This is a genomic window from Nocardia sp. NPDC004722, assembly GCF_053601505.1.
In genome coordinates this window covers 1-5,817 of record NZ_JBSGBY010000547.1, presented here as the reverse complement: position 1 = coordinate 5,817, position 5,817 = coordinate 1, and the positions used below count along the sequence as shown (strand labels likewise).

At 65.3% G+C, this 5,817-nt stretch carries 5 protein-coding genes; 4 read left to right on the top strand and 1 reads right to left on the bottom strand.

Annotation, left to right across the window (positions count from 1 at the left end; genetic code table 11):
* Positions 1 to 44 precede the first annotated feature (44 nt).
* The 4 genes from ACWELQ_RS36075 to ppgK all read left to right on the top strand — a co-directional run bounded on the left by ACWELQ_RS36075 (position 45) and on the right by ppgK (position 5,574).
* Complete coding sequence (locus tag ACWELQ_RS36075) at positions 45 to 665, top strand: SAM-dependent methyltransferase (protein WP_452401497.1); 621 nt, start codon at positions 45 to 47, stop codon at positions 663 to 665.
* Positions 666 to 841: 176 nt separating this feature from the next.
* Positions 842 to 3,871, top strand: coding sequence for a tetratricopeptide repeat protein (locus ACWELQ_RS36070; RefSeq protein ID WP_452401496.1), 3,030 nt, complete (start codon positions 842 to 844; stop codon positions 3,869 to 3,871).
* 41 nt (positions 3,872 to 3,912) lie between these two features.
* Positions 3,913 to 4,635, top strand: coding sequence for a hypothetical protein (locus ACWELQ_RS36065; protein WP_452401495.1), 723 nt, complete (start codon positions 3,913 to 3,915; stop codon positions 4,633 to 4,635).
* 162 nt (positions 4,636 to 4,797) lie between these two features.
* Positions 4,798 to 5,574, top strand: a complete 777-nt coding sequence (gene ppgK, locus ACWELQ_RS36060) for a polyphosphate--glucose phosphotransferase (protein WP_452401494.1) — start codon at positions 4,798 to 4,800, stop codon at positions 5,572 to 5,574.
* 19 nt (positions 5,575 to 5,593) lie between these two features.
* Here ppgK and ACWELQ_RS36055 read toward each other — a convergent pair.
* The coding region (locus ACWELQ_RS36055) for a lipase family protein (protein ID WP_452401493.1) at positions 5,594 to 5,817 on the bottom strand (224 nt) is incomplete at its 5' end.

Below are 5,817 nucleotides of genomic sequence, written 5' to 3'. Positions count from 1 at the left end.
ATAGTTCGCCATCGGCGGATCGGAGGTGAGACGCTCGTCGATGGCTGCGCTCGTGCTACCTCGCCGGTGAGGTCGGTGTCCGGCAGTTCCTCGATATCGGCACCGGCTTGCCCACGATGCAGAACACCCATGAGGTCGCGCAGTCGGTGTCGCCGGAGGCGAGGATCGTCTACGTCGACAACGATCCGCTGGTGCTCACCCACGCGCGGGCGTTGCTGACCAACGCCAGCGAGCACGGGGTCACCACCTACCTCGACCGCGATCTCCATCATCCCGAGCAGATCGTCGCCGGCGCCCGCCCGATACTGGACTTCGACCAGCCGATCGCGGTGATGTTCATGGGCGTGCTCGGCCACGCCCGCAGCTACGACGACATGCTGCGCATCGTGCGCACCATCATGGACGCGGTGCCCACAGGCAGTTATCTGGTGTTGTGGGACGGCACCGTCGACAGCCAGTCCTATGTGGACTTGTGTGAGGAGTACGCCAAAACTGGTGGCGTCCCGTATGTTCCGCGTACCCAGACCGAGATTCGTGCCGCGTTCGACGGCCTTTCGTTCGAGGAGCCAGGCTTCGTCCGGATCACCGAATGGCGCCCGAAGCCGGCGCAAGTGGGCACGCTCGCGCAGATCGCCGCATTTGGAGGCGTCGCACGTAAGGCGTAGCGGCGCGCCATGACCTGGGTGGCTCTGGTGATGCCGTGCGGTGTCAGGGTACGCGCGCTTACGTTTCCGGAGCACGCAGCCAAGTGGTAGATCCGGGCATAAGCTCGCTGCTAGGGGTCGGTTTCCGGTGCCGGAAAACTCGGTTCCGGTGGCGGGTTCCTGGGTAATCTGTCGTCATGGTGGAGGGGCACCAACGTCCTGTTGGCGAGTTCATTTCTGCGAGAGCTTGGTTCGCTGCACGGTTGGCGGAATTGTTTGAGGCTGCGGGGAATCCGACGCTACAGAGGGTCGTGACAACGGCTGAGAGACGACTCCGCGCGGCCCGGGCGCCGGGAGCCAGTGGCGGTTTGTCGGTGCAGCGTCTCAGTGATTGGCGGACCGGTCATCATCGACCGGCATCGTTCGAGCAGTTCACTCCGGCATTGCTGACCTTGATCGAACTCGTACCCCCGAAACCGGGTAGTACCCGGACCGAGTTGATGGATCCGCTGGTGTGGAAGCAGTGGTGGGCCGCGGCAGACGCCGAAAACGATTCCGCAACGGGCCCGGTCAAAGCCAAGCGACGTGCCCGACAGCGGAATTCCGCGTCCGATGAACGCGGGGCTCGTCCGAGAGTGACGACGGTGCTACCCCGTGCCATCGGCACGTTCGTGGGGCGTGAGCGAGAGTTGCAATCGATCGTGGACGCGGCCACCGCGGGACCGTCGGTGGCGATCCATACCGTCGACGGCATGGCCGGCATAGGTAAGACCGCGTTGATCGTCCGTGCGGCGCATCTGCTCGCCGACCAGTTTCCCGACGGTCAATATTTCGTGGAGCTCAACACCCACACTGCCGGCCTGACTCCGAGCGATCCCTTCGACGTCCTGGGCACGCTACTCACCGATCTCGGGATCGACCCGCGCCATATCCCCGGAACTCTCCACGGGCGTCGGAACATTTGGCGCGGGCGCCTCGCCGGCAAGCGAGTGCTGCTGGTTCTCGACGATGCCCGCGACAGTAACCAGATCGAGCCGCTGCTTCCGGCTTCCCCCGGATGTCTGGTCCTGGTCAGTAGTCGGCGGCGTTTGATCGCGCTCGATGACGCGACTCCTTTGCCGGTGGGCACGCTCGACAGGGACACGGCCATCGACCTGTTCTGCACCCTGGCGCTGCGCACCCCGACCGGCATGAGTGCGGCCGCCGCGGCCGCGGTCGTCCAGGCGTGCGGGTATCTGCCCTTGGCGATCGTGCTCGCTGCCGGGCGGCTGGCACACCACCCCACCTGGAGCATTACCGACATGGCCGCCGAACTGTCGGAGGACCGCACGCGGCTCGGCGTCCTCGAGGCGGGCCAGCGCGCGGTCCGGGCCGCGTTCGCGGCCTCCTATACCGGTCTTCCTCCACGACGGCAGCTGGTGTTCCGACGACTCGGTCTGCACTCGGGTCCCGATATAGACGCCTACGCGGCAGCTGCCCTCGTCGACCTACCGATCGGGATCGTCAGAGGCGAACTCGACGCCCTCTATACCGACCACCTCGTCGAGGAAGCCGCCCCCGGACGCTACCGACTACACGATCTCCTGCGCGAATACGCAAACACGCTCGCGGCGGAAGACCTGGTCGCCGAGCAAGCCTCGGCCACAGACAGATTGTTCGATTACTACTGGCGGACCTTGCGCGCGGCCGGCCACCCCGCCAGTACACCGGCAACGGCATCAGCACCCACCTCCCGAACACAGTCGTCCACGCCGAGGCAGTTCACCTACGCTGCCGCGGTCGAGTGGATGCGGCGCGAGAGACCGAATCTGATGGCGTGCCTGCGCTCCGCCGCCGCGGACAACCAGCTGAGCAGAGTGGTCGAGTTGACCCGCGCACTCGGCGGCGAATTACGTTTGCAGGGCCCGACGGCCCCATCCGTCGGCATCTACCAGCGGCAGGTGGTCGCCGCACACACCATCGGTGACCGTCATGCGGTGGCATTCGCCTTCAAGGAGGCAGGCTTCGCCTGGTACCTGACCGATGATTACGCGGCAGCAGCCGACCTGTTGCACCAGATGCTCGAAGCCCAGGCGGACAGCCTCGATTCGACCACCTTGGCGGCGGCGCTCCGCACGCTCGGCCAGGCGCGCTATCAGGTCGGCGACTTCAAGGCCGCCGCCGATGTCCTGCAGCGGGCGCTGGCGATCTATCGCAAGCTCGGCAGTCGGCTCGAGGAAGCCGCCGTCCTGCACACCCTGGGCTACGTAGTGCACCTGCTCGGCGACTACACAACCGCGTATGACCTGCTCGCGCAGGCATTGGACATCCGGCGCGATGGCGGCGCCCGCGGTGCTGAAGCCGCCACCCTCAGCATTCTGGGTTGGGTCCAATACCTCGCCGGCGACCACGGCGCCGGGCTCGTCTCCACCGAGAAATCCCTGGCTATCGTGCGGGAAGTCGGCCTGAAACAGCTGGAAGCGAATGTTCTCGCGCAGCAGGCCTGGCTACGGTATCTGACCGACGACCCCCGCGCGATGATCGGCAACGTGCAACGAGCACAGCGAATCTACGCAGACCTCGGAGACCGGTTCGGGGAAGCCGTCACGCTTCTGCACGCCGGGTGGGGACAGCGTTTGATCGGCGACTACCCGACCGCTGACCGCACCCTGCGCCGGGCGCTCGCCATCTACCGAGAATGCAAGAATCGGCCCGGGGAAGCGTCCGTCCTCAACGAGTTGGGCCGCGTGCTCTACCTCAGCGGCGACTACGATTCCGCCACCGACCTGATACGGCAAGCGCTGAAGATCTACCACCAGCACGGCAACCGCGCAGGGCTCGCGGACGCCTTCGCCAACCTCGGGTGGGTAGTGCACCTCACTGACGGTCCGTCCGCCGGAATCGATGAGATGTGCGTGGCGCTCGTGACCTACCGAGACATCCGACACCGGCTCGGGGAAGCTGAAACACTGAACCGGCTGGCGGCGCAGCTCGCCGCATCCGACAATATCGACCGAGCACAGACGCGCTACGAGGAAGCGCTCGAGGTGGCTCGTCGCATCGACAGTCCACTCGAACAAGCCCGCGCGCTCGAGGGAATCGCTCGGTGCCGGATCGGCACCGGCGACACGGCCACCGCCAAAGTCGTACTGCAAGAAGCCATCACGATCTACGAGCGAATCGCGGCCGCCGAAACCCAACCCGCCCGAGCACTACTGAACGAACTCGAACAACAATCCGATACCTGATGCCGCGCGATGCTCGACCTGCAGAACCAAGGAGGCTGTTGATGGCAGTCGGACTGGCCGAGATCCAGCGGCGTCTGGCGCGGGAGGGCGAGGTACCTGAGATCGTGCTCCCCGATCTCGGCTCGGCCGAACCGGTCGATATTCCGAAACGGTGGCGCGCTATTGCCGAGGCCACCGACCCTCGGGACCGATGTCGCGCCGCACTCTCGCTCTGGAATTCCGAGTTCTGGGAGATGGTGCCGACCTTCGCGGAAACTTTCCGTAGCGAACTCGCCGATGTACGGATCGGGCGCGTCGAAGAGCAGTGGGTGCTGATCTACGCTGCGGAACACTACGACGACGAACGCTCTGTGGTGTGTTGGATCGGCTGGGATCCAGCAACTTTCGGGGACAGTGAGCCTCCATTATGGGATTCGATACCGAAACCCTTGCAGCGATTCCTACGTGAGGTGCACGCGGGCTTCACTGCTCCGGATTGGCGGTCGTTCGGGCCCGTCCAGCCCAGCCGGATGCTCACGCTCGCCGCGAGAAACGGCTACCCGGAAGGCATTCCAGGCTGGAAGGCCGCGATCGACTCCACCCGACTGCTGCCGCTGGCCGCCACCTACAGCGGACTCCTCGCCTGTGTATCGCCGGATCTGCCACCGGGACAGGCGGTCCTGATCTATCAGAGTGATCTCGATCCAGCCCGCGACGTGGGTCCGGTACTCGACGAGATTCTCGACACCCGCTTCGCGGTGGTCGATCAAGAAGTGGAGCCATGACAGATTAGGTCCAATTCCGGACCTGATCTGTGAAGCCCGTCGGCCTGCGAGTACTCCGGCGGAGCCGAGCGCACCGCAGAATGGCGGCATGTATTTTCGTGGCCATCTTCCGTTCCGGGGCGAGATCACCTGGCTTACTGCTGAACAGGGTGGCCGCGGGGCGTGGCTTTATCGGGGCAGACCGATGATCATGGAGGGATGGATACCTACCTAGGCGTCGATATCGGGGGTACGGGGATCAAGGGGGCTCCGGTGGATGTGGGGGCTGGGCGGCTGGTTGAGGAGCGGGTGCGGGAGTTGACGCCGCAGCCGGCTACGCCGGAGGCGGTGATCGAGGTGGTTCGGGGGGTTGTGGGGCAGTTCGGGGGGTGTGGGGCGGTGGGGGTCACGTTTCCCGGGGTGGTGGTGGATGGGGTTACCCGGACCGCGGCGAATGTTGATGACGGGTGGATCGGGTTGGATGCTCGGGAGCGGCTCACGCAGGCGTTGGGGGTGCCGGTGACCGTGGTGAATGACGCGGATGCGGCGGGGATTGCGGAGATGCGGTTCGGGGCCGGAAAAGGGCGGCGGGGGACGGTGTTGATGTTGACGTTCGGGACCGGGATCGGGAGTGCGCAGTTCTACAACGGGGTGTTGATTCCGAATACCGAGTTCGGGCATCTGGAGCTGGATGGGCATGAGGCGGAGCATCATGCGTCGGCGAATGTGCGGGAGGAACGCGATCTCAGTTGGAAGCAGTGGGCGCATCGGGTGGAGCGTTATCTGCAATATCTGGAGATGGCGTTCTCGCCGTCGTTGTTCATCATCGGCGGCGGGGTCAGCAAGCATGCGGACAAGTTCCTGCCGCATATCGACAAGGTGCGGGCCGAGATCGTTCCCGCCGCGCTGAACAACGACGCAGGGATTGTCGGCGCGGCCCTCGCCGCCGAATCGGCGTGATTCGGCGGCGACGACGGCGTCAGCAGTTCGAGGTGACCGGGTCGCCTCGGAAGCGGGATTCGACGTAGGTCCAGGCGTCGGCGAAACCGGCGACCGCGCCGGTCATGTGTTCGGCGACGTCGACGGGGTGGAATTGCAGCGGGACACCGGCTTTGCAGTACCGGGCCGCTACCTCGGACACCGGTTCGAAGGCGGTGAGGGTGTCGTAGCGGGCCTGCCAGAAGTAGGTGGGTGCGGTGGGCA